A 21,743-nucleotide genomic window follows, 5' to 3' on the forward strand; every position below is an offset into this window, starting at 1 on the left:
CCGCGGCTCGACTCGGCGGCGGCGACGTGGCATGCTAGGGCGGAGTCGCCGATAGGGCACCCGTCGAGAGGAGGGCCCATGGGTCCCACAGAGCATCGAGCCTCCCGCGTCGCGCTGCGCGAGCTCCCCGAGCCGCCGCGCGACTGCCCCGAGGCCCCCGTGCCCCTGGCAGACGAGACCGTCTCCGCCCGTCGGGACGCGGTGCTCGCCGCGATGGCGCGTCGCGGCCTCGACGCGCTCGTGGTCTATGCCGACCTCGAGCACGGAGGCAACTTCGAGTACCTCGTGGGCTTCCTCCCGCGCTTCGAGGAGGCGCTGCTCGTGCTCCATGCCGACGGCTCGACGCACCTCGTCCTCGGCAACGAGAACCTGAACAAGGCGGACAAGGCCCGCATAGCGGCGGAGCCCGTCCATGCGCCGCACTTCTCGCTGCCCAACCAGCCCATGGAGGCTGCCCGCCCCTTCCGTGACATCCTGTCGCAGACCGGGGTCGCCGGGAGGCGCGTCGGCGTCGCCGGCTGGAAGCTCTTCACCTCGCGCGTCGAGGACAACGCTCGTCTCTTCGATGTTCCCGCCTATATCTACCAGGCGCTCGTCGACCTGTGCGGGGAGGGTCGCGTGGTGAGCGCGACGGAGCTGTTCATCGGTCGGGACGGCGTGCGACGCACCTGCAACGCCAACGAGGTGGCGCACTACGAGTTCGGGGCGGCGCTGGCGAGCGACTGCGTTCTCGATGCGATGGACGCGCTCGCCCCGGGCGTGAGCGAGATGGAGGTCGCCGACCGCCTCGTGCGCCGCGGCCAGCCGCAGAGCGTGGTGACCATCTGCGCCTTCGGCCCGCGCTTCGTGAAGGCCAACATGTACCCCACGGCCAAGCGCCTCGAGGTGGGGGAGAGCGTCTCGCTGACCGTCGGGTACCGCGGCGGCCTCTCCTCGCGCGCGGGCTATGCCGTCCGCACGGCCGAGGAGCTTCCCGAGGGCAGGGGCGACTATGTCGAGGCGCTCGCGGCGCCCTACTTCTCGGCGCTCGTCTCCTGGCTCGAGGGCGTACGGGTGGGCATGACGGGAGGGGAGCTCTGGCGGCTCGTGGAGGACGCGCTCCCGAGGGCGCGCTTCGGCTGGACGCTCTGCCCGGGGCACCTCACCGCCGAGGAGGAGTGGCTCTGCTCGCCGGTCTACGAGGGCTCGACCGAGCCCCTCGAGTCGGGGATGCTCTTCCAGACCGACGTCATCCCGTCGCTTCCCGGCTACGCCGGCGTGAGCGCCGAGAGCACCTGCGCGCTCGCCGACGCCCGCCTGCGCGACGAGCTCGCCTCGCGCTACCCCGAGCTCTGGGAGCGCGTCGCGCGGCGTCGCGCCTATGTCGAGGGACAGCTCGGCATCGACCTCTCGCCCGACGTGCTCCCCCTGTGCGGGACCCTCGCCTACCTGCGACCGTACCTGCTCTCGAGGAGTGCGCTGGCGGTGGTGCGGCCGTGACGCCCGGGCTCCCGGAGGGTCTCGAGCTGAGGCGGGGGCCCACGGGCCTGACGCTCTTGGGCGACGGCATGGAGCTCGCTGCCGACCTCTCGCGCATGCTGCCCCGCCTGCGACCGGACCGCCTTGGTCGGGAGCTGCTCGTGCGCGCCGCCCGCGTTCGCGGCGTCGAGCGGCCGCGGGCGGTGGACGCCACGGCGGGGCTGGGGGAGGACTCGCTGCTCCTGGCGGCTGCGGGCTTTTCGGTCACTATGTTCGAGAAGGACCCCGTCATCGCCGCCCTTCTGCGCGACGCGCTCGAGCGCGCCGCGGGGGACCCGGCGCTCACCGCCGTCGTCGCGCGGATGGAGCTCGTCGAGGCGGACAGCGTCGCCGCCCTGCGGTCGTGGCCCGAGCCGCCCGACGTGGTGTTTCTCGACCCCATGTTCCCGGAGCGCACCAAGAGCGCCGCGGTGAAGAAGAAGTTCCAGCTGCTGCACCGCCTCGAGCGTCCCTGCGAGGACGAGCGCGAGCTCCTGGACGCGGCGCTCGCGGCGGGCCCGCGCAAGGTCGTGATCAAGCGTCCGCCCAAGGGACCCTGGCTCGCGGGCGTCAGGCCGAGCTACTCGCTCGCCGGCAAGGCGGTCCGCTACGACGTCATCGCAGTGTGACAGCGGGGACGGGGGACTGTCACCGCTCCGTCCCCGCTGTCACACTGTCGCGCACGACGACCCCTCCCCGCGCCGGTCACGATAGAATGGGGTCACCGATTCCCGTTCAAAGGAGCCACGCATGGAGCTTCCCAACAAGCGCCCGGACGACATGGCGCGCATCACCACTCCCGAGCTGGCGCAGGCCTTCATCGACGAGCAGGTCGAGGCCGTGCGCGCCCAGGTCGGCGAGAAGAACGTCCTTCTCGCCCTCTCCGGCGGCGTCGACTCCAGCGTGGTCGCCGCGCTGCTCATCAAGGCCATCGGCAGGCAGCTCATCTGCGTGCACGTGAACCATGGCCTCATGCGCAAGGGCGAGTCCGAGCAGGTGGTCGACGTCTTCAAGAACCAGATGGACGCCAACCTGGTCTACGTGGACGCCACCGACCGCTTCCTCGACCTGCTCGCCGGCGTGGCCGAGCCCGAGCGCAAGCGCAAGATCATCGGAGCCGAGTTCATCCGCGTCTTCGAGGAGGAGGCCCGCAAGGTCGCGGGCGAGGTCGACTTCCTCGCCCAGGGCACCATCTATCCCGACATCGTCGAGTCCGACGGCGTGAAGGCCCACCACAACGTGGGCGGCCTGCCCGACGACCTGCAGTTCGAGCTCGTCGAGCCGGTGCGCCTGCTCTACAAGGACGAGGTTCGCGTGGTGGGTCGTGCGCTCGGGCTTCCCGAGTCCATGGTCGAGCGCCAGCCCTTCCCGGGCCCGGGCCTGGGCGTGCGCTGCCTCGGCGCGATCACGCGCGACCGCCTGGAGGCGCTGCGCGAGGCCGACGCAATCCTGCGCGAGGAGTTCGCCGAGGCGGGCCTCGCCGGCAAGGTGTGGCAGTACTTCGTCGTGGTTCCGGACATGCGCGCCACCGGCGTGCGCGACGGCAAGCGCGCCTACGACTGGCCTGCCATCATCCGCGCCGTCAACACCGTCGACGCCATGACCGCGACCGTGCCCGAGCTCGACTGGGCGCTGCTCAAGAAGATCACCGACCGCATCCTGGCCGAGGTGCCGGGCATCTGCCGCGTGGCCTACGATCTCACGCCCAAGCCCGTGGGAACGATCGAGTGGGAGTGATTCGCCCCTCAAAACGGTTCGCAACGGTCTAAGTCAGAAACCAACATTTCCGCAGGTAAGAAAGGGTTTTTCTCCGAAGGAGGAAAACCCTTTCTCTCACTTCAAAACGCTCCGTTCGGGATGATTCTTCCACGAATTCTTCCATGGAAGAGGGCTCTGGGAAGGCAGGGATAAGGTTAAAACCAATCAATACGGAAACGGAGGAGCCCATGCTGAGCGAGAGGGAACTTAAGGAAATGATGGAACTCGAGGACTACGCGCACTTCCGCGCGGAGCTCGTCGAGATCTCACCGCAGAGCTTCGACATCTACGAGCTCAAGGAGATCCTCGGCGACATGATCAGAAGCAAAGTTGCCATGGAGGACAACATGAGGGATAGCTTCGCGGAACTCAGCGAGGTCGAGCAGACGCAGCTCCTCGACATGCTCGGGGAGAGCGGCTACAAGGACCGCGACTGGTGGTACCGGATGCTCATGGACGGCCCCAGGCACCGGACGTTCCCGACCATCTAGGCGCCGGCGCCCCCGCATCCAAGCAACGGGATGCGGGGGCGTCCTTGTGTAGGCCTTCGTGAAGCGACGGAACGCTACGGATCGAGCCTGCCCGCGAGCCAGAGCAGCGGCACGAGCGGCAGCGCGCCCAGGCACAGCAGAACGGCGAGCGCCGTGGCCACGCCCCAGCGGGCGTCCTCGCGCGTCACGACAGGATCTCGTTCACGCGCGCCTGCACGGCGCCGTAGAGCGACCCCAGGCGGCGCTTGCGCTCCGCGCCGTTTCCGTAGTCGCCGCGGATGACGGCGCGCGCCAGAGCGTCGACGTCCGCGCCGCCGGACGACCCGCCGGAGCCCCCGGCGCCCAGCATCTCGTTCACGCGCGCCTGGACCTCCGCGTAGCGGTCGCCCAGCGCGGCCCTCCGCGCCTTCCCGTTGCCGAACTCGCCCGCGATCACCCTGCGGGCGAGGTCGTCCACGTCATCGGCCGCCGGCGCCTGGGCCGCGCCCCCGCCGGAGCCGCCCGCCAGGATGCGGTTCACCTCCGCCTGCACCTCGTCGTAGCGGCTCCCCAGCGCCGCGCGGCGCGCGTCCCCGTTGCCGAACTCGCCCGCGATGACGCGCCGCGCGAGCTCCGCGACCGTGCCGCTGGGCGCTGCCTCAGTCGTCCCGCCGGAGGAGCCTCCGCCCGTGATGCGCGCCTTCAGCGCCGCCCACTTGGACGCCGCCACGTAGGGCGCCGGGCAGAGCTTGCCCGTCACGTCGTAGTGGCGGATCACCCCGGATGCCCCGATGCCGTACTTGGCCATGAGCCTCCTCACGAGCCAGCCCAGCTTCTCGACCTCGGTCGCGCTGAAGTCCTCGCCGGCCGAGACGACCTCGATGCCGATCGCGCGGCAGTTCATCTGCCAGTCACCGGCGTGCCAGGCGGTGTCGCCCTCGGCCACGCTCTGGTAGATCTCCGGCGTGATGTCGTCGACGAAGTAGTGCGCAGACGCGCCCTGCACCTCGTTCCGCGCGAAGTACGTCGCGTTGTTCCGCGCGGAGGCGAGCGTCGCCGTGAAGTGCACCACGATGCGGTCGACCGCGCGCGAGCGCCCGCGCGTCATGTGGTCGCTCCCGCACTGCTTGAAGAGGATGCTATACGCCATCGGGCACCTCCTCGAAGCCGCCGTCCTCGCCCTCGTCGGGCTCCCAGCCGTCGGGCGCGGCCGCCTCGACGCCCTCGCAGCGCAGCGCCTCCCAGCGCTCCTCCTCGCTCGCGAACTCGCGCTCGTCACTCATCGCAACCACCGCCCGACGGCAGCGCCGCGCCGAGCTCCGCCATCACGGGCGACAGCACGGCCATCACGAGCGCCACCACGATCGCTCGCCACTCGGGCTCCAGCACCGCGCAGCCCACGAGCATGTCCACGTTCGCCACGACCACGCCGAGCACGCCCTGCACGATCGTTCTCGCCAGGCGCCACGGCCACTCGTTGGATGTCAGGAAAGCCTCCATCATTGCCCCTTCCTCAGGTTGTCGATCTCCGCCTTCACGACGGCGACGTCCTGCTCCAGGGCGTAGGTGCGCTCGACGAGGCAGTTGTGCCTCTCGACCTGGCGCGTCAGGTTGTCGATCTTGACCTCCATGACCGCGCGGCTGCGCGAGTTGGACACGAGCACCCCGGCGAGGGTGAGCACCCCCGTCACGAGCGCCGCGACGACCGACTCCATGCGCGCCTCCTCCCCGGACGGGAACGCCCCGCCCCTCGGGAGAAGTGTCCGACGCGGTCACAAACGGGCCTGTCTAACTGCGGATACGTTGCGAAGCGTCGCGTTTCGTCAGTTCACAAAACACTTCACAAGCAGAACGACAGGGTCTTGCGCAGACATCCAACGGGTACAATCGCGCCAACGAGAATTGCACACACATAATGAAGTGCGATGAGAAGCGAGGTGACTTATGGAGAAAAACGAGCAGGCGGTGTCCAAGGAAGATCAAGGGCAGCCGATAGAAGAGTGCTGCGAAGAGGCTCCCAATGAAGAAAAAGAACTGACCGTTATCGATAAAGCGAAGAACGCTCTTGCGACAGGCAAGGAACGTGTTATTGAGTTTTGGGACGGTAACAAGCACTGGATAGTGCCTGTAGCAGGCGCGGCAGCCGCAGCTGTTGCAGCAATCGTAAAACAGGCGATGGACAATGATGAGCTGAAGCAAGAGAACCGACGACTCAGCGGAGAAGTTGATGATCTTCGTCAGGAAAACCAGGCGCTCAACGACGAGAACGACTACGTGACCGGCAGACTTATCGCCTCGTATGAGCGTCATGCCGAGAAGGACGCCTGGATGGATGCGGTGGCATCTGATGACTTGAGGAGGGGCGGGTCGCTCGGTGGTCAGGTCCTTCGGAGCAAACGGGATTATATCCAGGAGCAAGAAGGACTCTAAAGGGGAATCTGTTGGCACGATTTCCCCGCCCCTCGCGCCGCCCGCACGGTGGGCTCGTCCCGAGTTTCCTCCGGCGGCGCGTCCACCCCTCCGGCACATGCGGCGCAGGCGCCGCACGCGCCGGAGGGGTGCCTTTTAGGAGCTCTTCGCGGTGAGGTAGCCGGCGCCGCCCACGCCGTCGATCCTCATGTACTGGTAGCCCGCGCGCGAGCTCGCGTAGGTCGTGCCCGCGCCGCCCACGAGCGAGGAGCACTGGTAGAACGTCTGGAAGCCGGAGACGCCGGAGGACGGCAGCGCCCAGTCGGCGTCCGCCCAGATCGTCACGAGCGACCCGCACCCTCCGAAGGTGTAGGCGAGGTCCTCGAGCGAGGACGGGTCGAGCCCGGAGAGGTCGATCTCGGTGAGCCCCTCGCAGCTGTTGAAGGTGTGCTGCATCTCGCGCACGCCGCAGAGGTTCCCCATCCCCGTCACGTCGGTGATCGACTGGTGTCCGTAGAACCAGTAGTTCGTGTTCACGTGGTCGTAGGTCGCCATGTCGGCGGCGATCTCCACCGCCTCCACGTCGTGCCGGTGGTCGTACCAGGGCTGGTAGCCGACGGAGTTGTACCGTGCGTTGGCGCACAGGCGCCCTGACGACACGAGCTCCCGCCCCGCCTCGGGCTCGGCCGCTGCCGTCAGCACGAGCTCTCCGTCGGCGTAGAGGAAGCACCGGAACCACTCGCGCTGGTCGCTCGCGGGGTCGGTCAGCACGCCGTCCACCCCGTAGTTGAGCTCGTTGTGGTTGTCCATCTGCTCGGGAACGTAGCCTTGCCCGCCCACGAGCCTGCTGCACCCGCTGAACATGAGCGACCCGCTCGTGGCGGACGAGGTGAACCCGTCCGCCCAGATCGTCTCGAGCGAGGCGCAGCTCACGAACATCTGGTTCATGCTGGTCGCTCCGGAGAGCTCCTCGAAGCCCTCCACCTCCACGAGGTTCTCGAACCCGTGGAAGAGGTAGCTCGCGTTGGCGAGCCCGCCCTCGGAGAAGTCGCCGTCGAACACGACGCGCGTCACGGAGAGCTTGACGTCGTCCCAGGGCCGCGCGCCGGCGGAGCCGTAGCCCGCGGGGTCCACCTCCCAGGCGTCCAGGATCACCGCGCCGGGCACGTCGGAGGAGCGCCCGTCGCGGTAGTTGAACTCGAGCGTGCCGTCCGCGAGCAGGATCGCGCGCATCTTCACGCCCACGTCCCATGCGAGCGCGAGTATCGCCGGCGCCATCTCGGAGGGCTTGTAGGTCTCCGAGAGCCCGTTCTGCGCGCGGATGGCGTCCGCGATGCCGTCGAACACGGAGTCCGAGATCACGCCCGTTCCCGTACCGGCGAGCGCCTGGAGCGGCGTCCCCGCCTTGGTGCCGTCGAGCGCGAGCACCGCCGCCGCCATCTCCGAGGGCTGGTAGGTGCCCGTGCCGCCGTTCTGGGCGCGGATCGCGTTGGCGATGTCGGTGAGCACCGACCTCTGGATCGTCCCCACGGCCATCAGAACTCCACCCCGCTCAGGTCGTCCAGGGCGGCGATCGCCTGGTCGACGTACTGCTTCGTCGCGTAGGCCGAGAGGTCGGGCGTCGCGCCCGGCGTCCCGTCCTCGCCGTCTTGCCCGGGCGCTCCCTGCGGCCCCTGCTCGCCCGTCTCGCCCTTGAGGCCGGAGAAGGCGAACGCGAACGTGCGCGCCCCCGGCGTGCCGCCGAGCGTCACGGTCACCGACGGCGTTCCCGTGGAGGCGTCCACCGTGGCGGTCGCGCCCGTGATCTCGGCGTCCGCGCCGTCCTGCCCGTCGGCCCCCGGCGCGCCGTCGGCGCCGTCCTCTCCGCGCAGGGCATCCAGCTGCTCGGAGGTGAAGTCGGCGAAGGTGAAGGCGTCGCCCTTCGGGCCGCGCAGGTCCGCCGAGCTCGTGCCGCTCGCGCTCGTCACGGTGAGCACGGAGCCCGACCACGAGTGGGTGCAGCTGACGCCGTCGGCCCCGTCCGCGCCCGGCGCGCCGTCCTGACCGTCCTCGCCGTCGGCGCCCGGAGGCCCCTGCACGCCCTGCGGGCCGCGCAGCGTCTCCAGCTGCTCCGGGGTGAAGTCCGAGTAGGCGAACGCCTCGCCGGGCTCTCCCTGCGGGCCCGGCGGCCCCTGGGTTCCCTGCGGTCCGCGAAGCGCCTCGAGCTGTTCGGTGGTGAAGTCGGAGTATGTGAACGGGTCGCCCCTGTCGCCCTTCTCGCCGCGAAGCGCCTCGACCTCGTCCTCCGTGAGGTCGTCGAACGTCATCTTGTCGCCCTTGGGGCCCCGGAGCGCCTCCAGCTGCTCGGCGGTAAAGTCGGCGTACTCGAAGGGGTCACCCTTGTCGCCCCTCTCGCCGTCGTCGCCCTTGTCTCCCTTGGGGCCGTGAGTCAGCGTCGCCGTGGTGGTGCCCGTCGCGTCCGTGACCGTCACCACCGCGCCCGCCTCGGTCTGCTCGACCTTGGCCGTGGGGCTCACGCCGTCGGCGCCGTCCTCGCCGTCGGTCCCCGGCAGGCCGTCCGCGCCGTCGAAGTCGCCGCGCGCGGCCGCCTCCAGCAGCTCGTCCTTCGCCTGCGTCGCGGCAGCGGCGGCAGCGTTGGCGGCGGCGACCGCGCCGGAGGCGCCCTGCGCCGCCTCGACCGCCTGCCCCGCCGTGGCCACCGCGCCCTGGGCCGTCGTGACGGCATCCTGCGCCTTGGCCACGGCGTCGGCGATGACGCCGTCCGCGTCCTCGAACTTCTTGAGGGCGTCGAGGAAGAGCGAGTATCCGTCCGAGCCCCCGCCCTCGCCGCCGACGAGCGCCGGCCCCACCAGCACCGTGAAGGAGAGCGACGAGAGCGCCCGCTCGTCCCAGGAGACCATGACCTGCGCGTCGACGGTGCCCTCGGCGCGCGCCATCGCGGCGGGCCAGTAGACCCTGAACTTGCCGGCCTCGGCGTCGACCTCCTCGAGGGGCTCGCAGCCGCGCACGCGCAGCTCGCGGTGGCGCCACAGGAGGTAGAGCGAGGCGTCCGCGAGGTCGACCGCCTCTCCGCCGCGCGTCACCGAGAGCGCGATCCCGCGCCCCTCCGCGTCGGCGGGCGAGGCGACGAACGGCCCCGCGAAGGGCGCGTCGCACTCGTCCCAGACGACCTCGCGCAGCCCGTCTCCGTCCAGCGGGAACGTGATCGTATCGCCCATGTCAGAACTCCCTCTCGCCCAGGTCCTCGTAGGACGCCACCGTGTCGGAGGCGGCCGCAGCCGCCTCCTCGACCGCCGTCACGCGCGCGGCCACGTCCGCCGAGGCCGCCCACGTCGTGCGCTCGACCGCGCCCAGCGTGAGCCGCACCGCGGGCGCGCCCTCGCCGAGCTCGCGAACGCGCCGCACGCAGCGGGCGCGCAGGTGCCACTCGGGCGAGCGCGACGAGTCGATGACGGCCACGTCGTCGCCCAGCCGCACGCCCGCGCCGCCGTCCACCGCCGCGACGTCCACCTCGTAGGAGACGCGCGGCTCGCACGCCGCCGCGAGCGCCGCGGTCGTCAGCGCCTTGAGCTCCGCCGCGTCCTCGCAGTCCGGGAACACCACGTGCCCGAACCGGTGCGCCTTCCCGCCCGCGCCGTCGGGCCGCCCCCACGTCATGCGCGCGGCCTCGTCGCCCACCCAGTTCACGTCGTTGTTCACGGAGCCGAAGGTCAGCCGCCGCGTGAACCCGCCCGTGGCCACGCCCTGCTCGTCGTAGATGGGGAGGCCCTTCCCGTACCCGTAGAGCGCCGTGAAGACCTCGTCCTCGAGCACCGTGCGCGTGCACGCCGCGAGCGTCTTGCCGTAGGAGAAGCGCGCGCCCCGCCACTCGCCGCGCCGTGTCGGGAGGTTCACCGTCCGCGAGGCCACGCGCCCGTCGGCCACGGCGATCACCGCCTCGGCCTCGCCGCCCCACACCTCCTCGACGCGCCTGAGCGCAGCGAGGGCGTTCACGTGGTAGAGGAGGCACCCGCGCGCCGCGCCGCCGACGCCCACCTCGCCCGCGGACCAGCGCGTCACCCCGAGCACCGAGGAGAGCGCCTGCGCTGCCGTCTTGCTCACGAGCTGTATCTCCTCGACGAAGTCGCCCAGGAGCTCGCAGAGCGACGACTCCGCGTAGACGTGTGCGGGACCGCCCAGCGGCTCGTCGGTGCGCACCACCACGTGCTCGCGCCACACGCCGTCCGTCGGGTCGCGCCACAGCAGCCGCTCGCCCTTCTCGGGGGCGGAGAGGCAGTCGAACTCGATCGTGTCCTCGCCGCCTAGCTCCTCGGTGTGCGTCACCGCGCCCACGGCGGGCAGGATCCCCAGCCGCGCGTCGAAGCGGTCGAAGAGGTAGAGCGTCGGCACCATCAGAGCCACCTCTCCACCCACTCGACGGTGTGCGCCGAGCACCCGGAGAAGGCCAGGGTGTGAGAGCCGGGGGCAAGCGAGAAGAACGTGCTCTCCACGGCCACGTCGGCGGAGGCGTCGGCACCGTCCACCGTCACGGCCTCGGCGGCGAAGTCCATCACCACCACGCCGCCGGCGGAGAACTCGCACTCCACGAGCACGTAGCGCCCCAGGCCGTCCGTCACCTTCACCGACGACCCCGCCAGCGCCGTCATCTCCACCACCGGCCACGTCGCCCACGTGCCGCCGACCGTGAACGTGCTAGCCGCGCTCGACTTCCCCTCACCGTAGGCCACCGGGTCGAAGCACGTGAACGCCAGCTCGCAGCTGCCGTCCTCGAAGAGCGAGTCCCAGTCGGAGGCGTCCGTCACCACGGCGTCGTGCCACGAGAGCCCCGGCTCGCCGGGCAGCTCGAGCTCGGCGCCCGAGGGCGCCGCGAGCCACCCGTACAGCGCGTGCCGGATCTCGGACCTCTCCTGGGCGGTAAGCGCTATGCCCGCGTCGAGGAAGAGCCGCACGCGCAGGACGCGCGGCGGCAGCTCGCACCCCAGCAGCGCCGCGCCCGGCCGCCCCGGCACCGCGAGCGCCCGTGGCGAGAGCGCGTGTCCCGCCGGCTCCACCAGCTCCGCCGTCACGTACTCCGAGAGGTCGTGCCCGTTGTACACGATGGAGCTCACAGTCGCCCCCGCGCCCGCCCGTAGGCCGTCGCGCGGCGCTGCTGCTCGCGCCCCATGCGGTCGGTCTCCGCCGAGCCCGACCGCTGCTCGCGCGACCCCTGGGCCGCACGCTGCAGCGGGTTGCTCTTGCGAACCACGTCGCGGTCGTCGACGCCGCGCCCGGCCCTAACCCTGTCCGCCAAAGTCGATCACCACCGTCAGAATCAGCGTGAACCCCCAGAGCCAGCGCCCGGAGCCGTCTCGGCCGCGAGGCGCGGAGCCCCCGGTGTCCGCGGCCGCCACCCTGCACCGCCATCCGTCGCCCGCGCCCGTCCAGGAGTCCCGGCGCAGGTCGCGCTCCACCGCGCGGCAGGTCGCCTCCGCGTCGCGCGCGGCCTCGCAGCACACCAGCACGTCCACGGGCACCCGCCCGCGCTCCGCGCCGTCCGCGAGCCTCGCCTCGCGCTGCCAGGCGCCCTGCGTCAGCACGATCGGCTCGCAGCAGAGGCGCGCCGGCGGCGGCGAGCAGAACGCGTTGCCGTAGCCCAGCGCCCGCAGGAGCGTCGCCACCGCGCCGGCGACCCCGCCGCCCTCGGCGTCCCAGTCGGTCGGCGCGTGCGCGCCGAGCGCGTCAGAACGGGACATCAGCCCACCTCCAGCTCCCAGTGGTGCACCTGGCCGCGCACCACGCAGCACCGCCGGCAGGCCCTGACCAGCATCGACGGCCCCGCGCCGATCAGCACGCGCGCCCCGGCCGGCACCTCGAGGGCGCCCTCGCTGTTCACCGCGTCCACGAACACGGTCCCGTGCCCCGCGTCGGCCGAGCGGTGCGCGTCGGAGACGACCCCCTCCGCGCGCTCGAACCTCACGTGGCGCACGAGGCGGCTCTCGCCGCGCCCGCCGCCCTCCGCGGGCAGGAACACCAGCATGTCGTCGGGCAGGAGCCTCTTGGGTATCGGCCTCAGGTACCTCATCGGCGCACCCCCGAGAAGCAGAGGCCCGTCCCCGCGAGCTCCGCGAGCGCGGCCTCCCGCGCCACCACCGAGCCGGTCGTGCCCTCGTCGCGGTAGTTGGTCACCGAGAAGGACCCGACGGAGAAGCCTCCCACGCGCCCCTCGCCGTACTCGGCGAAGGCGTCGGCCGCCGCGCAGACGGCGCGCCGCCACGCGTCCGCGACGCCCTCGTCCCATCGGGGGTCGGGCTCGCGCCGCCCGGTCAGGCCGCCCACGCACCGCACCGCCGCCGGCAGCGCCTCCGCGAACGCCTCGGCGGCGAGCGCCCCGCCGTACCCGTCGAGGTAGAAGTCGTAGGAGACGGGCGCGGGGCCGCAGCCGGCCGCGCCCGTCAGCCCCTCGCTCACGCCAGCGGCGCGCAGGAGACGTGCACGCCGTCCAGCTTGTTGTCCAGCAGCTCAACGATGCCGTACTTGCGGTACTTCATCATGTAGCTGTCCAGGTTCTCCAGTTCGTCGGGCGAGAAGACCCTCGAGGCCACGTGCTTGTCGAACTTGATGACCGCCGAGCGCTCCACCACCATGAAGTTGATCGGCGCGCCCGCGCCCACGAGCTCGTAATAGCTGGAGAGGCTTCCCGATGCCGGGCTCGAGACGGGCGTGTACTGCTCGCCGCTCTTCGTGTAGTAGGTCTTGCCCGAGACCACGGAGGTGTCCTCCGTGAGCTGATAGGTCCCCTCGGCGCGAGAGTACCCGAACTGGTCCTCCTCGCCGGAGTTGAGCGCGATCGCGCTGTAGAAGCGCGTCTGCGGCACCTCCACGATGCGGGAGAAGCGCTCGAGCACGCGGTTCGAGCGCGCCGGGTTCGCCAGCGAGAAGTCGTCCAGCACGCCCTTGAGCGTCGGCGTGATGAAGAGGATGCGGCTCCCGGTCGTCACCTCCGCCTCGTCCATCGCGTTCGTCGCCGCGCGGAGCGCCGTCAGCACGTCCTCGGCCTCGGCGTCGGAGAAGTCCTCCACGGCGGGCGTCACGCCCGTATGCCCCGCGATCTCGGAGAACGTGAAGGCGTCGGCCTCCGGCGCCACCTGCGTGCGCTGGAGCTCGGAGCCCGCCGCCACGAAGCAGTCGAGGACGCCCGCCTCCTCCACGTCCATGACGTCGGCGAGCAGCTTGATGCCGCGGTCGTAGTTGAACGTCTTGGTCTCGAACTCGTAGGTGATCGAGCCCGTCTTGTAGCCCACGTTGCGAGTGTAGTCGCCGAGCCCCGTCACCTCGATCTTCGGGACCATGATCTCCTTGGCGTTGCGCCCGGCGCGCGCCATGCGGCGGGGGCTGTTCAGGCACGTCGAGCACGCGGCCCTCTTGTAGACCTCGTCCAGGATGCTCGTGTAGTTCTTGGTGGATGCGATGGAGTTCGCCATGTCCTATTCCTCCTCGTCGTCGATGCCGGCGATCTTGCGCCAGCGGCTCATCTGCGTGGACTCGTCGGCCCCGGCGGCGCCGGCGCTCGGGAGCCCCGTCGCGCCGGTCGGCGCCGGGGCGGGGGACGCCGAGAAGAGCCAGGGCTCCGCGGCCTTCAGCTTCTCTATGTCGCCGTCGTGGTCGGGCAGGAGCGCGCGGGCGGCCTTGACGTTGCGCGCCCCGGCGAGCTGAAGCTCGAAGCCTACGCGCTCCTCGTCGCCCTTCCGGCGCAGCTCGTCCATCTCGGCGCGCAGCTTCTCCGCGCCCTCGGCGGTCTTCGCGGCCTCCGCGATCTCGCCCTCGAGCTCCGCGATGCGGGCGTCGCGCTCCGCGAGCGCCGCCTCGTAGTCCGCGCGCGCCTTGGCGGCGCCGTCGTCGGCCACGGGGGGCGCGGCGGCGCCATCGTCCCCGCTCACCTGCGACGGCGCGCCCTGCGGCTCCTGCGCCGCGCTCTCGCCGACCTGTCTCGCCTCGTCCTGCAAGCCATCCATCTGCCCGTCCTTCCGGTAAGGCGGGCAAGAAGCCCGCACCCAAACGATGGGTACAGGCTATGGGCGTGTCACAAGTGGCCCATGGGCCCCCTTGGCTCGTCGGCTCGATACCATCTCAAAAAAGTTCGACGAACGTCGAATAGTACGACACACATCGAACAATCGGGGGTATACTCCGTAGCAAGAGGTCCATGGCGAGGGGAGGCGAGATGGTCGGTGACGGGTTCAAGGCGCTCTCGGATCCCACGCGCCGCCGCATCCTCGAGCTCCTCGGCGAGCGGGATATGACGGCGGGTGAGATCGGCGAGCACTTCCCCCAGAACAAGGCGACGCTCTCGCACCACCTCGAGGTCCTGCGCGAGGCGGGTCTCGTGGAGGCGGAGCGCCGGGGCAGGAACGTCCTCTACCGGCTGGACACCACCGTCCTGCAGGGCCTCATCTCATGGTTCCTCGGGCTCACGGAAACGGAGGCAACGGATGAAGGTTGAGCTTGGGCGCGGGGAGCGCGCCTTCTGGGTCGTCCTGTTCGCGGCGGTGATTGTCCACCTCGCGGCGTACGCGCTGCTGGCCTACCCCGCCATGCCCCAGACGGTGCCCACGCACTGGGGCGCCGACGGCGCGGTCGACGGCTGGGGCGACAAGGCGGGCACGCTCCTCATGGCGGCCGTGCCGCTCGTCCTCGCGCTCGTCATGCTCGCCGTGCCGCGCCTCGACCCAAAGGGCCGCAACTTCGAGCGTTTCCGCGGCGTCTACCTGGGCATGAGCGCCGCGCTCACCCTGTTCATGGTCGCCGTCGCGTGGATGACGCCGCTCACCGCCCTCGGCCTCGTGCCCGAGGGCGGCTCGCTCGTCTCGACGATAATCCTCCTCGCGCTCGGCGCCCTCACGATTGCGCTCGGCAACTACCTGCCGCGCGTCAAGCCCAACTACACCTTCGGCATCCGCACGCCCTGGACGCTCGCGAGCGAGGACAACTGGCGCCGCACGCACCGCTTCGCCGGACCCGTCTTCGTGGTCGCGGGCGCGGCGATGCTCGTCGCCGCCCTGCTCTCGGTCGTGGCGCCCGAGGCGTCGTTCTGGGTCGGCATGGCGGCGGTCCTGCTCGCGACCCTCGTCGTGGGCGTCTACAGCTTCCTCGTCTGGCGCCGCGAGGGCCGCTAGGGAGAACGTTAGGAGGGAGGCCGCGATGGGCGAGAAGGACGAGCGGCCGGAGCGGGTGCTCCCCGGCCGGAGCGACCCGTGGTTCATAGCGGTCATGGTGATTGTGGCGGGCGGTTTATCCGCGGCGTGTATCGCGTGCTTCGCGGGCGCGGGACCCTCGTCCCCGTGGGGCTGGCTCGCGCTCCTGCCCGTCCCGGCCCTTGTTGCCCTGGCCGCCCTGCCCGTCCGCAGCAACCGCGTCGAGCTCTACGAAGACCGCCTCGTCGTCGTGTACGCCGGGACGCGCACGTCGATCCCCTACGCCCACGTGAGGGGCGTCCGGCGCACCAGGACGCTCTGGGCCGGCACTGCCAACTCGCTCGACCGCGTCTACATCGAGGCGCCCTATGACGGCGACGCCATCGTCTCGGTGACCGACAACGACGCCCTCGTGGACGAGCTGGAGCGCAGGTGCGGCCTTGGGCCCGGCGCCTGACGCCCCTAAAGGAGGAGGAGAGGATGGACGTTCCGCACTGGCCCTACTGGAAGAAGAACTCCCTCGGCGGCACGCAGGTCTGGTACGCGGACTGGGGCGACCGCCCCTTCGACGCGCCCGACATGGGCGAGAGGGACGAGGAGGCCGTGCACGAGCTCAAGAGGCTGGCGGAGAGGTACGGCTCCGGCAGGAAGGACCCGGAGCGCGATTCGCGCGGCTAGGACGTGACCGACCCGTTGCAGCGCCTGATGGCGAGGAGGATGACCGGTATCGGGAACTCTATGCCGCAGGTGACCGCCGGGGCGCTCATGTCAGGCGGGCAGAGTAATAGGTCACTCCCCAAAGATGGGTACAGACCATGGGCGTGTCGCAAAGCTTGACGCCGGGATAATGGAGGGAAGAACGAGGGCGAGAGGAGGCAGCGATGTGCGTGAGGATGTGCCCGCTCACGGTTGAGGAGGCGCAGGCGGTGCTGGACGCGCGCGCCACTCCCGGCACGCACGCGATCCGCTACATAGAGCGCCCGGACCCCCTGCGCGACGCCCGCCCCGGTAGCCTCGTTCCCGTGTACGTTCCAAAGGACGATGGACTTGCCGTAGCTCGCCTCACATGGGGCTTCCCGCTCGACGGAAAGCCCAACGCCGTCTTCAACACGCGCATCGAGTCCGCCCTCGAGCAGCTGCGCCTGGGCAGGCGCGGCATGTGGGCGAAGGCCATAGCGGAAGGCCGCTGCCTCGTGCCCGTGCGCGCCTTCTACGAGGGGCACATGACCGAGAAGGTCGAGAGCGAGAGGACCGGCAGGCCGGTTCGCCGGCAGTACCTGTTCCGGCTTCCCGGCGCCAGGGCGTTCCTGCTCGCCGCCGTGCGCGAGGGCGACCGGTTCTCGATCGTCACCACCAGGCCGAACGCCAGCGTGTCGCCCGTCCACGACCGCATGCCACTCGTTCTCGGGCACGGGGAGTCGGGCGTGTGGCTCGGACCGGACTTTCCAACACTAGGGAGGCGAGACGGCATTTCGCTTATTTCAAGACCGGAGCCCTAGCGCCCAAGAGATTAAAACGGGATATACCAGTCGTTTCGGTCAAGTATGGTTCTAATTCGACTAGCCAAACGTTTCCTGAGAGACTCGCGACCCGCTTCGTTGTTTTCATACACGAGCACGCGGTGATGCTTGACGTCAAAGGGGACGTCATCGATGGACTGAGAGACTGGGATGACTTCCTTTCCCAAGGCGTGCGCGACACCGGTCTCGTACATTACGTTGGGGTTCTTGCCCGAGAAATCGACGATCACGATACACGCCGTCCGTATCAGATTCATTATGTCATCGATGAGGATGGATTCCTCCCAGACGTCATCCGCAGCCTTCAGCGTCAAGTGGTTCTCTCGGCATGCCCGGGCCATGGCGTTTCTGACGTCATCGAATTGTGGGGTGAATGGAATCATCACCGCAGCCATCGAGATGTCGAGTTTTGAAGCGGCGGATGTTGGGTTCATGGGCCCTCCGTTCGTGCCTTCGGGATGTGATTGGTCTCCGGCGCTCTTGTCGGCAAGCATCTTCTCAACCAGTGCCAGTGAGTCGGGGTCCTTGCTGTAGAGCTGCCCAATGACGGAAGCGACACATGACGGATAGTCTTCGTCCCCAAAATAGAGGCTCCTCAGGAGCCTGTCGTGGCCAGTGATGATCGTGCCGTAATTCCCTAGGTACATGGCAAGAAGCTGCCAATCGCCGTTGTCGAAGGTGTCTATGACCCTCCTTACGACTCGATCGATAAGCTCAACACGCCTCATGTCAATCATTGGTGCCCCCAAGATCGTCTCATCGGACTCATTCAGTCAACCGGCAGCCCGCGAATTATCAGTCTTCCCTCAAGCAGAAGCTTGTGCATGAGGTTCTTGCCATGATCTGAGTTGTCCATGGTTGCCCCATATGCAACCAGCAGGTTGTTGATCGAGTTTGCGAGCTTCGAGCGCCGCTCGTTGTTGATCCTCTCCGAGTTATCTGAACTGTCCAGCGGGAAATAGAAGACGAGCACAGTCTCACTCTCGTAAAGATCAACGCCGTCGAATATTGACTGGAAGTAGGAGTAGTCTGCCCTGCCGAGCGAGTGCCCGTAGAACTTAATGACGTCGGTCGCATCCTGAAGGTTTGAGCTGTTTGCAGTGCTTATCAGACCACCAGTCCTCGACCCGCCACGCAGCATGAGACGGTACGTCTTGGTGAACGGGACTGCGACGGGGTTGTCCATGCAGTCCTTGCCGTCTATGCCGAATATGATGTCTTCCCCAAGCTTTCCGTGGATGTTGACGAACACGCCGTCGTCGCCCTTGTCGAAGTGGTCTTCGGCAACGCTCGTGTAGTTGAAGCTCAGAACGGAAGTCGACACATAGAAGTCCTCGTCGCTCTGCTTGCCGTCCTCAACAATCATCCGGCAGAGGTTCCTACATTCCCCGACATACTCGTTGTTGTCGTCAATCTCCTTGGATAGATGGGCACCGAAAGCCCGCTCGAGCCTTCCCAGATCTCGTTTAAGCAGCTTGACGAAAAACTCTGGAGTGCATTGCTCGTCGGAGAGCTCGGGGTTGATTGTTAGGACGTAGCGAGCGATGTTGCAAAAGAGATGGGTTCTGTCATCCTCTTCGCCCGCAAGGCGTCTGCCGCCTTCGCGCCACACGGTGCATGTCATCCCGTCAGTGAACAGGTCCGCGCGCTTCACTGCCTTAAGCGCGCCCCAGAACAACGACGTCTTGGAGTTTTGGTCAGAGTAGGAGAGAATCCACCTCTCCATTTCGCCTTCGACGTCGCACCACGCGTCATCTATGTTCGCCTCGAGAATAAAGTCCCAAAGGGTCAGGTCGGAGTCTTCTAATACACTCTCCCAAGCTGCCCTGCTGTAACTTTCGATGCCAGCAATCACCTCGAATCGGGGCTTGAAGAAGTCGCCGAATCTCGAGTGGAGCCCGCACTGGAGGTCGAAGCCGTTCCCCAGGATGATGAGCTGCTGCCAGCTGGACTTCGGATATGAAGAGAGCTCACGATACATAGAAGAATGGTCAGGAATCGTGTAGTTTGGGGTCATGCCCTCAAATGCTCCGCCCAGATCATAATCGGGTAGCTTTAGCGCAGAAGCATCAAAAGCCTTCGTCACCTCGTCCGTCAGAGAAGACGGGAACGAGCTGGACAGAGATCCGAAGTCTGTGCCCGCAAGAGCGTCTCGGATAGGGTCAGTTACCGAGCTGGCGATGTCTGCCAGCTTTGACGCCTGGCCAATCGCCGAACTGTCAAATTGAGGAATGTGGGAGACGACTCCCTTCGTCGCGTCAGCCGTGCGCCCCTGCCCTTCGCCTAGCTGATCCAAGCTGCCCCCTTATCCCAAAATCTCGCTACCGAACTCCGCCAGTGTGAACGCGTTGTCCGCGTCCGGCGCCTCGTGCTCGAACACCATGAAGTACCGGAATCCGATGCCGGCCATGTCGGCCCACCTCGTTCCCAGGCTCAGTTTGCGCTTGGCGTCGTCGCCCAGGTGCTCGCCCTTCGTCTCGATGGCCATGAGGACGCCGTCGTCGCGCAAAGCGAGGAAGTCCGGGTAGTGGTTGACAAACCCGTTGATGCTGAACTCCCCGGGCTTGCGCTCCACCACGCGGTGCCACCACCTCACGCGTCGGTTGTTCGCGAGCAGGTCCACCATCTTTCGCTCGAGGCCGTCAACGCGCCCGTCCTCGGCCTCGTAGAGCGCCCCGTCGTAGGCAGTCATAGGGGTTGCCTGCACGAACGACTCGGGGAACCGGTACGCCGGCTCGAGCCGCACGTCACCCCGCGAGAGGAGCTTTCCGAAGCGGTCCTCGCAGAAGTCGTCGGCGAGCCCGCGCACGGCGTCCGTGACGGCGCGTGCGACGCCGCCCACGCTGTGGAGGCACGCGTCCACGACGGGCGAGTCCATGTCGTCCACCACGCGGGCGATGTAGCCCGTGAGCTGGGCGCTCCCGAAGGTGTTCTTGAACTGAGAAGACATCGCCTGGAGGACGAGCGCCTTCAGGCTCTCGCGCTTGCCCTCGTCGGACATGTTGGCGAAGAGCATCGCCATGTTCTTCCTGACGTCGTCCTCGAGCCAGCGGATGCGGTACTCGTCGGAGTCCGAGGCGAGGTCGACCTCGCGCGCCTCGGAGAACGTGTCGGAGTCGACCTTCACGTCCTCGATGCCGTACTTGGACAGCCTGAAGTCGGCAAGAAGGTCCTCGCGGTCGAGCGGCTTCCAGGTCACGTCATCGGTGAACAGGCCACCGTCCACGCGGATCGTGAACCGCGGGACGACGAGCTCCCTCGCCGAGTCTGCGACCGCCTCGCGCATGCGGTACACGTTGGATCCCCCTCCCAGGCCGCCGAGCGGGGTGCCGGCGCCGCCCGAGCCGGCCTCCTCCTCGAAGCGCTCCTCGACGTGCTCGGAGGTGCCGATGATGTCGTCCACGGACGCGGACCCAGTGCCGGCGGCAGCGCCGTCGGGCGCGATCAGGTCGAGCCCGTCGAGGTCGAGGTCGTCCCCCTCGCCGCCCTCGGGGCCGCCTGCCGGCTCGCTCGGGAAGTCATTCTGGTCCTGACGCGCGGGCGTCGCGGGCGCGGTCCCCGCGACCTCCACGTCCTCCCGGGAGAAGCCCACGCCGTTGAGGCCGTCCACCACCTGCGTGAGGGTCGCATCGAAGTCCGCCGAGGCCGTGAGCACGTAGGCGATGTTGAGGCTGCGCGCCCCCGCGCGAGCCGCGTGGGGCTGCCTCAGCACGCGGCCCACGATCTGCTCCACGCTCACCTGCGAGCTCTTGTTGGCCACGGTGGCAAGCACGTAGGCGAAGGGGCAGTCCCAGCCCTCAGCGAGCGCCTCCACGGTGATGATGAAGCGTATCGGACACTCGCGGCTCATGAGGTCGGCGCCGCCAATCTCGTCCACGTCGCCCGTCCGCACGGCTATCTGCTCGGCAGGTATGCCGCCCTCGACGAGCTTGTCCTTGAGCCTCTGGTAGGTCTCGGCTCCCTCGGCGCCGCGCCGCTCGGCCTGGAAGAGCACGATGGGGCGGATGTAGCGCCCGGTCCTCTTCTCGTCCTGCTCGGCGATGGCCTCCAGCCTGCGCTGGAGTGTGACGGCGTCGGCGATGGTCGTCCGCTTGTCCGGGCGGCGGTACACCACCACGGGCAGCTTCACCATCTCCTCGCGCTTGAGCTGGCGCGCGGTCGCCTGGGCGATGACGTTCGCGCCCCTGGCCGGCGTCGCCGTGAGCTCGAGCACGAAGCGCGGGTTCAGGTTGCGCAGCATGTCGAGCGAGAGCTTCGAGCGCGCGTGGTGGCTCTCGTCCACGACGACGATCGGGTTCGTGCCCGCGAGCGCGGTGATGAGCGCGGTGTCGTCCGCGCCCTCCACGTCCACGGCGGTGCCTGCGTCTCGCTGGTATGCGGTGAGCCCGGCGAGCGCCGAGTTCTCCGCGTAGGCGCGCCTCCCATCCCTGTTCTTGAACGAGTCGTAGGAGAGCACGAAGAGCGTGAGCTGCTCGCCGACGGTCGACGCGGTGAACGAGCGGCCGCGCAGGCCGTCCTCCTTGTCGAGCACCTCAACGCGCCCGCCGAAGTCGCGGTCGAGCGCCATGCGCAGGAAGTGCTCGGGGTTGCGGAAGTTGCGGAGCGTCTGCGACAGGATCTCGCGCCTCGGCACGAGCCACACCACGACGTTGGCGGCCGAGGGCAGCGCCTCGGTCAGCACGCGCACGGCGCTCGCGCCGATGAAGGTCTTGCCGCCGCCCGTGGGCACCTTGACGCACACCTTCGGCGCTCCGCCGAGGTCGTCGCGGTAGCGCTCGACGCCGCCCTGACCGGGCGTGAGGCCGACCGCGTTCATGAAGACGCCGTAGGCCGTCGCCGCGTCCCTGGTCATCGCGTACGTCCGCGCGAAGCGGCCGACCTCTTTGAGCACGTCCTTCTGGTACTGCTTCAGCTCCATG

General features: G+C 68.8%; 27 protein-coding genes. 10 read left to right on the forward strand and 17 right to left on the reverse strand.

The window, feature by feature from the left end; translation table 11 throughout:
* Nucleotides 1-78 precede the first annotated feature (78 nt).
* The 4 genes from BQ7106_RS08700 to BQ7106_RS08715 all read left to right on the forward strand — a co-directional run bounded on the left by BQ7106_RS08700 (nucleotide 79) and on the right by BQ7106_RS08715 (nucleotide 3,746).
* Entirely contained in the window at nucleotides 79-1,479 is a 1,401-nt protein-coding gene (locus BQ7106_RS08700; protein WP_072374337.1) for a M24 family metallopeptidase, read from the forward strand.
* The gene (locus tag BQ7106_RS08705) at nucleotides 1,476-2,126 is read left to right on the forward strand and encodes a class I SAM-dependent methyltransferase (RefSeq protein ID WP_240307469.1); all 651 of its coding nucleotides are present in this window, start codon (nucleotides 1,476-1,478) and stop codon (nucleotides 2,124-2,126) included. The genes BQ7106_RS08700 and BQ7106_RS08705 overlap by 4 nt, the downstream gene beginning before the upstream one ends.
* A gap of 121 nt (nucleotides 2,127-2,247) precedes the next feature.
* Nucleotides 2,248-3,234 carry a glutamine-hydrolyzing GMP synthase gene (guaA, locus tag BQ7106_RS08710; RefSeq protein WP_072374340.1) on the forward strand — a complete coding sequence of 329 codons (987 nt, stop codon included), beginning with the start codon at nucleotides 2,248-2,250 and terminating at the stop codon, nucleotides 3,232-3,234.
* Between the two features lie 209 nt (nucleotides 3,235-3,443).
* Nucleotides 3,444-3,746 carry a hypothetical protein gene (locus BQ7106_RS08715; protein WP_072374343.1) on the forward strand — a complete coding sequence of 101 codons (303 nt, stop codon included), beginning with the start codon at nucleotides 3,444-3,446 and terminating at the stop codon, nucleotides 3,744-3,746.
* A 184-nt stretch (nucleotides 3,747-3,930) separates the two neighbouring features.
* Here the strand turns inward: BQ7106_RS08715 and BQ7106_RS08720 are convergent, their stop codons facing one another.
* Genes BQ7106_RS08720 through BQ7106_RS08730 form a run of 4 tightly spaced genes read right to left on the reverse strand, consistent with a single transcriptional unit; the run spans nucleotide 3,931 to nucleotide 5,440 of the window.
* On the reverse strand, nucleotides 3,931-4,875 hold the full coding sequence (locus BQ7106_RS08720; RefSeq protein WP_072374346.1) for an N-acetylmuramoyl-L-alanine amidase: 945 nt from the start codon (nucleotides 4,873-4,875) through the stop codon (nucleotides 3,931-3,933).
* Complete coding sequence (locus BQ7106_RS11030; protein WP_159431280.1) at nucleotides 4,865-5,008, reverse strand: hypothetical protein; 144 nt, start codon at nucleotides 5,006-5,008, stop codon at nucleotides 4,865-4,867. Before BQ7106_RS11030 ends, BQ7106_RS08720 begins: the two co-directional genes overlap by 11 nt.
* The gene (locus BQ7106_RS08725) at nucleotides 5,001-5,225 is read right to left on the reverse strand and encodes an alanine racemase (protein ID WP_072374350.1); all 225 of its coding nucleotides are present in this window, start codon (nucleotides 5,223-5,225) and stop codon (nucleotides 5,001-5,003) included. Before BQ7106_RS08725 ends, BQ7106_RS11030 begins: the two co-directional genes overlap by 8 nt.
* On the reverse strand, nucleotides 5,225-5,440 hold the full coding sequence (locus BQ7106_RS08730; protein ID WP_072374353.1) for a hypothetical protein: 216 nt from the start codon (nucleotides 5,438-5,440) through the stop codon (nucleotides 5,225-5,227). Before BQ7106_RS08730 ends, BQ7106_RS08725 begins: the two co-directional genes overlap by 1 nt.
* A gap of 229 nt (nucleotides 5,441-5,669) precedes the next feature.
* Between BQ7106_RS08730 and BQ7106_RS10875 the strand changes: the two genes are divergently transcribed.
* Nucleotides 5,670-6,155, forward strand: a complete 486-nt coding sequence (locus BQ7106_RS10875) for a hypothetical protein (RefSeq protein ID WP_129583834.1) — start codon at nucleotides 5,670-5,672, stop codon at nucleotides 6,153-6,155.
* Between the two features lie 135 nt (nucleotides 6,156-6,290).
* On the opposite strand, the gene BQ7106_RS08740 is transcribed toward BQ7106_RS10875, so the two are convergent.
* Genes BQ7106_RS08740 through BQ7106_RS08785 form a run of 10 tightly spaced genes read right to left on the reverse strand, consistent with a single transcriptional unit; the run spans nucleotide 6,291 to nucleotide 14,125 of the window.
* Nucleotides 6,291-7,670, reverse strand: a complete 1,380-nt coding sequence (locus BQ7106_RS08740; protein ID WP_072374360.1) for a leucine-rich repeat domain-containing protein — start codon at nucleotides 7,668-7,670, stop codon at nucleotides 6,291-6,293.
* Entirely contained in the window at nucleotides 7,670-9,352 is a 1,683-nt protein-coding gene (locus BQ7106_RS08745; protein ID WP_072374363.1) for a collagen-like domain-containing protein, read from the reverse strand. Before BQ7106_RS08745 ends, BQ7106_RS08740 begins: the two co-directional genes overlap by 1 nt.
* Nucleotide 9,353: 1 nt before the next feature.
* Nucleotides 9,354-10,526 (reverse strand): phage tail spike protein, encoded by a 1,173-nt coding sequence (locus tag BQ7106_RS08750; protein WP_072374366.1) that lies wholly within the window; start codon nucleotides 10,524-10,526, stop codon nucleotides 9,354-9,356.
* Nucleotides 10,526-11,242, reverse strand: coding sequence for a distal tail protein Dit (locus BQ7106_RS08755; RefSeq protein WP_240307470.1), 717 nt, complete (start codon nucleotides 11,240-11,242; stop codon nucleotides 10,526-10,528). The genes BQ7106_RS08750 and BQ7106_RS08755 overlap by 1 nt, the downstream gene beginning before the upstream one ends.
* Nucleotides 11,239-11,424, reverse strand: a complete 186-nt coding sequence (locus tag BQ7106_RS08760) for a hypothetical protein (protein ID WP_072374369.1) — start codon at nucleotides 11,422-11,424, stop codon at nucleotides 11,239-11,241. The genes BQ7106_RS08755 and BQ7106_RS08760 overlap by 4 nt, the downstream gene beginning before the upstream one ends.
* Entirely contained in the window at nucleotides 11,408-11,866 is a 459-nt protein-coding gene (locus BQ7106_RS08765) for a hypothetical protein (protein ID WP_083526986.1), read from the reverse strand. Before BQ7106_RS08765 ends, BQ7106_RS08760 begins: the two co-directional genes overlap by 17 nt.
* A complete protein-coding gene (locus BQ7106_RS08770) occupies nucleotides 11,866-12,195 on the reverse strand; it encodes a putative minor capsid protein (RefSeq protein WP_072374372.1) in 330 nt (109 codons plus the stop codon). Before BQ7106_RS08770 ends, BQ7106_RS08765 begins: the two co-directional genes overlap by 1 nt.
* Complete coding sequence (locus BQ7106_RS08775; protein WP_240307471.1) at nucleotides 12,192-12,581, reverse strand: hypothetical protein; 390 nt, start codon at nucleotides 12,579-12,581, stop codon at nucleotides 12,192-12,194. The genes BQ7106_RS08770 and BQ7106_RS08775 overlap by 4 nt, the downstream gene beginning before the upstream one ends.
* Nucleotides 12,578-13,594 (reverse strand): hypothetical protein, encoded by a 1,017-nt coding sequence (locus BQ7106_RS08780; RefSeq protein ID WP_072374375.1) that lies wholly within the window; start codon nucleotides 13,592-13,594, stop codon nucleotides 12,578-12,580. Before BQ7106_RS08780 ends, BQ7106_RS08775 begins: the two co-directional genes overlap by 4 nt.
* 3 nt (nucleotides 13,595-13,597) lie before the next feature.
* Complete coding sequence (locus BQ7106_RS08785) at nucleotides 13,598-14,125, reverse strand: nucleotide exchange factor GrpE (RefSeq protein ID WP_072374379.1); 528 nt, start codon at nucleotides 14,123-14,125, stop codon at nucleotides 13,598-13,600.
* Between the two features lie 191 nt (nucleotides 14,126-14,316).
* Here BQ7106_RS08785 and BQ7106_RS08790 point away from each other — a divergent pair, with 191 nt between their 5' ends.
* The 5 genes from BQ7106_RS08790 to BQ7106_RS08810 all read left to right on the forward strand — a co-directional run bounded on the left by BQ7106_RS08790 (nucleotide 14,317) and on the right by BQ7106_RS08810 (nucleotide 16,803).
* Nucleotides 14,317-14,613, forward strand: coding sequence for an autorepressor SdpR family transcription factor (locus tag BQ7106_RS08790; RefSeq protein WP_240307472.1), 297 nt, complete (start codon nucleotides 14,317-14,319; stop codon nucleotides 14,611-14,613).
* Nucleotides 14,603-15,286, forward strand: a complete 684-nt coding sequence (locus BQ7106_RS08795; protein WP_072374382.1) for an SdpI family protein — start codon at nucleotides 14,603-14,605, stop codon at nucleotides 15,284-15,286. Before BQ7106_RS08790 ends, BQ7106_RS08795 begins: the two co-directional genes overlap by 11 nt.
* Nucleotides 15,287-15,311: 25 nt before the next feature.
* The gene (locus BQ7106_RS08800) at nucleotides 15,312-15,761 is read left to right on the forward strand and encodes a PH domain-containing protein (protein ID WP_072374385.1); all 450 of its coding nucleotides are present in this window, start codon (nucleotides 15,312-15,314) and stop codon (nucleotides 15,759-15,761) included.
* 23 nt (nucleotides 15,762-15,784) lie between these two features.
* Nucleotides 15,785-15,982, forward strand: coding sequence for a hypothetical protein (locus tag BQ7106_RS08805; protein ID WP_072374388.1), 198 nt, complete (start codon nucleotides 15,785-15,787; stop codon nucleotides 15,980-15,982).
* A 203-nt stretch (nucleotides 15,983-16,185) separates the two neighbouring features.
* Nucleotides 16,186-16,803: an SOS response-associated peptidase family protein gene (locus tag BQ7106_RS08810; protein ID WP_072374391.1), complete on the forward strand. Its 618-nt coding sequence runs from the start codon at nucleotides 16,186-16,188 to the stop codon at nucleotides 16,801-16,803.
* Nucleotides 16,804-16,814: 11 nt separating this feature from the next.
* On the opposite strand, the gene BQ7106_RS08815 is transcribed toward BQ7106_RS08810, so the two are convergent.
* From BQ7106_RS08815 to BQ7106_RS08825, 3 genes are read right to left on the reverse strand one after another with little or no spacing between them, the layout of a single operon-like run.
* Nucleotides 16,815-17,561, reverse strand: coding sequence for a hypothetical protein (locus tag BQ7106_RS08815; protein ID WP_083526987.1), 747 nt, complete (start codon nucleotides 17,559-17,561; stop codon nucleotides 16,815-16,817).
* Nucleotides 17,562-17,593: 32 nt separating this feature from the next.
* A complete protein-coding gene (locus BQ7106_RS08820; protein ID WP_129583835.1) occupies nucleotides 17,594-19,120 on the reverse strand; it encodes an AbiH family protein in 1,527 nt (508 codons plus the stop codon).
* A gap of 9 nt (nucleotides 19,121-19,129) precedes the next feature.
* The gene (locus BQ7106_RS08825; protein WP_072374398.1) at nucleotides 19,130-21,742 is read right to left on the reverse strand and encodes a DEAD/DEAH box helicase; all 2,613 of its coding nucleotides are present in this window, start codon (nucleotides 21,740-21,742) and stop codon (nucleotides 19,130-19,132) included.
* Nucleotide 21,743 lies beyond the last annotated feature (1 nt).

It is taken from the genome of Thermophilibacter mediterraneus (assembly GCF_900119385.1).
GTDB classification, from domain to species: domain Bacteria; phylum Actinomycetota; class Coriobacteriia; order Coriobacteriales; family Atopobiaceae; genus Thermophilibacter; species Thermophilibacter mediterraneus.

Bases quoted from the DNA above. Each gene is read 5' to 3' on its own strand.
- BQ7106_RS08700 (WP_072374337.1), top strand. From the start codon at position 79: ATGGGTCCCACAGAGCATCGAGCCTCCCGCGTCGCGCTGCGCGAGCTC.
- guaA (WP_072374340.1), top strand. From the start codon at position 2,248: ATGGAGCTTCCCAACAAGCGCCCGGACGACATGGCGCGCATCACCACT.
- BQ7106_RS08715 (WP_072374343.1), top strand. From the start codon at position 3,444: ATGCTGAGCGAGAGGGAACTTAAGGAAATGATGGAACTCGAGGACTAC.
- BQ7106_RS08720 (WP_072374346.1), bottom strand. From the start codon at position 4,875: ATGGCGTATAGCATCCTCTTCAAGCAGTGCGGGAGCGACCACATGACG.
- BQ7106_RS11030 (WP_159431280.1), bottom strand. From the start codon at position 5,008: ATGAGTGACGAGCGCGAGTTCGCGAGCGAGGAGGAGCGCTGGGAGGCG.
- BQ7106_RS08725 (WP_072374350.1), bottom strand. From the start codon at position 5,225: ATGGAGGCTTTCCTGACATCCAACGAGTGGCCGTGGCGCCTGGCGAGA.
- BQ7106_RS08730 (WP_072374353.1), bottom strand. From the start codon at position 5,440: ATGGAGTCGGTCGTCGCGGCGCTCGTGACGGGGGTGCTCACCCTCGCC.
- BQ7106_RS10875 (WP_129583834.1), top strand. From the start codon at position 5,670: ATGGAGAAAAACGAGCAGGCGGTGTCCAAGGAAGATCAAGGGCAGCCG.
- BQ7106_RS08740 (WP_072374360.1), bottom strand. From the start codon at position 7,670: ATGGCCGTGGGGACGATCCAGAGGTCGGTGCTCACCGACATCGCCAAC.
- BQ7106_RS08745 (WP_072374363.1), bottom strand. From the start codon at position 9,352: ATGGGCGATACGATCACGTTCCCGCTGGACGGAGACGGGCTGCGCGAG.
- BQ7106_RS08750 (WP_072374366.1), bottom strand. From the start codon at position 10,526: ATGGTGCCGACGCTCTACCTCTTCGACCGCTTCGACGCGCGGCTGGGG.
- BQ7106_RS08765 (WP_083526986.1), bottom strand. From the start codon at position 11,866: ATGTCCCGTTCTGACGCGCTCGGCGCGCACGCGCCGACCGACTGGGAC.
- BQ7106_RS08770 (WP_072374372.1), bottom strand. From the start codon at position 12,195: ATGAGGTACCTGAGGCCGATACCCAAGAGGCTCCTGCCCGACGACATG.
- BQ7106_RS08780 (WP_072374375.1), bottom strand. From the start codon at position 13,594: ATGGCGAACTCCATCGCATCCACCAAGAACTACACGAGCATCCTGGAC.
- BQ7106_RS08785 (WP_072374379.1), bottom strand. From the start codon at position 14,125: ATGGATGGCTTGCAGGACGAGGCGAGACAGGTCGGCGAGAGCGCGGCG.
- BQ7106_RS08790 (WP_240307472.1), top strand. From the start codon at position 14,317: ATGGCGAGGGGAGGCGAGATGGTCGGTGACGGGTTCAAGGCGCTCTCG.
- BQ7106_RS08795 (WP_072374382.1), top strand. From the start codon at position 14,603: ATGAAGGTTGAGCTTGGGCGCGGGGAGCGCGCCTTCTGGGTCGTCCTG.
- BQ7106_RS08800 (WP_072374385.1), top strand. From the start codon at position 15,312: ATGGGCGAGAAGGACGAGCGGCCGGAGCGGGTGCTCCCCGGCCGGAGC.
- BQ7106_RS08805 (WP_072374388.1), top strand. From the start codon at position 15,785: ATGGACGTTCCGCACTGGCCCTACTGGAAGAAGAACTCCCTCGGCGGC.
- BQ7106_RS08810 (WP_072374391.1), top strand. From the start codon at position 16,186: ATGTGCGTGAGGATGTGCCCGCTCACGGTTGAGGAGGCGCAGGCGGTG.
- BQ7106_RS08815 (WP_083526987.1), bottom strand. From the start codon at position 17,561: ATGATTGACATGAGGCGTGTTGAGCTTATCGATCGAGTCGTAAGGAGG.
- BQ7106_RS08825 (WP_072374398.1), bottom strand. From the start codon at position 21,742: ATGGAGCTGAAGCAGTACCAGAAGGACGTGCTCAAAGAGGTCGGCCGC.